The following is a 1,425-nucleotide window of genomic DNA, read 5'->3' as shown; positions in this document are numbered from 1 at the left end:
GCTCCGGTTCCCCCCTTATTAAGGGGGGTTAGGGGGGATCTAACACTCCCTGGTTGGTGGGCAGTGCCAACTCAAGTCTATGGCAAGGAAATGAATTGGTCTGATGCACTGCCCACCCTACATCTAGATCTGGCTCCGGTTCCCCCCTTGTTAAGGGGGGTTAGGGGGGATCTGACACTCGCAATTAACCCAGCAGTGCTACTCTCTGGTTGGTGGGCAGTGCCAACCCAAGTCTATGGCAAGGTAATGAATTGTTCTGATCCACTGCCCACCCTACATCTGGTTCTACTCCCTGGTTGGTGGGCAGTGCCAACCCAAGTCTATGGCAAGGTAATGAATTGCTCTGATGCACTGCCTACTCTAAATCTTGCTCCGGTTCCCCCCTTAATAAGGGGGGTTAGGGGGGATCTGTCACTCCCTGGTTGGTGGGCAGTGCCAACCCAAGCCGATGGCAAGGAAATCAATCTAACTCAAGCACTGCCCACCCTACATCTTATTCCTACTCTTGCCTCTTGCCTCTTGCCTCTTGCCTTTCTGCTTAGGGTGGTGGGCAGTGCCAACCCAAGCCTACGGCAAGCTAATCAATCTAACTCCAGCACTGCCCACCCTACATCTTGCTCCAGTTCCCCCCTTGTTAAGGGGGGTTAGGGGGGATCTGACAGGGTGCATCTCCTAAAAGCTGTTTAACCAAGTGGTGCGTTACGGGGCGGACGATACCAAGACTGGCTACGGGGCAAAAAATAACGGTAAGTCCGCCCCTAACACACCCTACGCAACTTAATAATTAATAGTTAAACCATGATCAATCCCCAGAAGCAACAACCCCTTTCTCAATCATCAGATGCCGGTTTCACAATTATGGAATCCTTGATGGCAATGCTGATTATTACAATTCTGATGCTTGGCATATCACCGATGATTGTCTTAGGAGTGGCCAATCGAGTCCAGTCGCGACGAGTGGAAATAGGAGTGCAAGCCGCTAGAGCCTACATCGATGGTGTGCGGAGTGGAGCGATTGATCCTCCCGCAAAGACGGAAAAGATGGAAGCAGCAAGTATCTTAACAGAAAGAAATAAATTGGCTGAGATTGGGGCTCCACCATCAAACTTCGATTGTAAAAAAAATAATGATGACTCCTATTGCAAGAATGACAAGAGTCTCTACTGCGTAGACCTTGATGAAGATGATGGCTGTAGCAAAAACAGTTCCAGAGACTTAATCATCCAGGCATTTCGGAGTATCCCGGCAGACCCAAATGCCAGAAATCCTGAAAAAACCTACTTTCTAGGGGTGCGGGTTTACCGAGCGGATGCCTTTGAAGGTACAGAGAACTTAAAAATTAGTCAGGAGGGTGCGAAGGCGAAATCTAGGGGACCTGGATTCAGCGATCGCAAAGCCCCCCTATTTGAAACGACTACAGAAATT

2 protein-coding genes are annotated in these 1,425 nt (G+C 49.6%); both read left to right on the top strand.

The window, feature by feature from the left end; genetic code table 11:
• Positions 1–648 (top strand): hypothetical protein (locus F6K53_RS42465; protein ID WP_293086548.1); only part of this gene is annotated, 648 nt, incomplete at its 5' end.
• A gap of 150 nt (positions 649–798) precedes the next feature.
• A partial coding sequence (hpsB, locus tag F6K53_RS42460) for a hormogonium polysaccharide secretion pseudopilin HpsB (protein ID WP_293086546.1) occupies positions 799–1,425 on the top strand: 627 nt, incomplete at its 3' end.

The organism is Moorena sp. SIO4A1 (genome assembly GCF_010672065.1).
Classification (GTDB): Bacteria; Cyanobacteriota; Cyanobacteriia; order Cyanobacteriales; family Coleofasciculaceae; genus Moorena.
The sequence above is the reverse complement of the archived record's forward strand: the minus strand, read 5'-3'. Positions and strand labels throughout refer to the sequence as shown.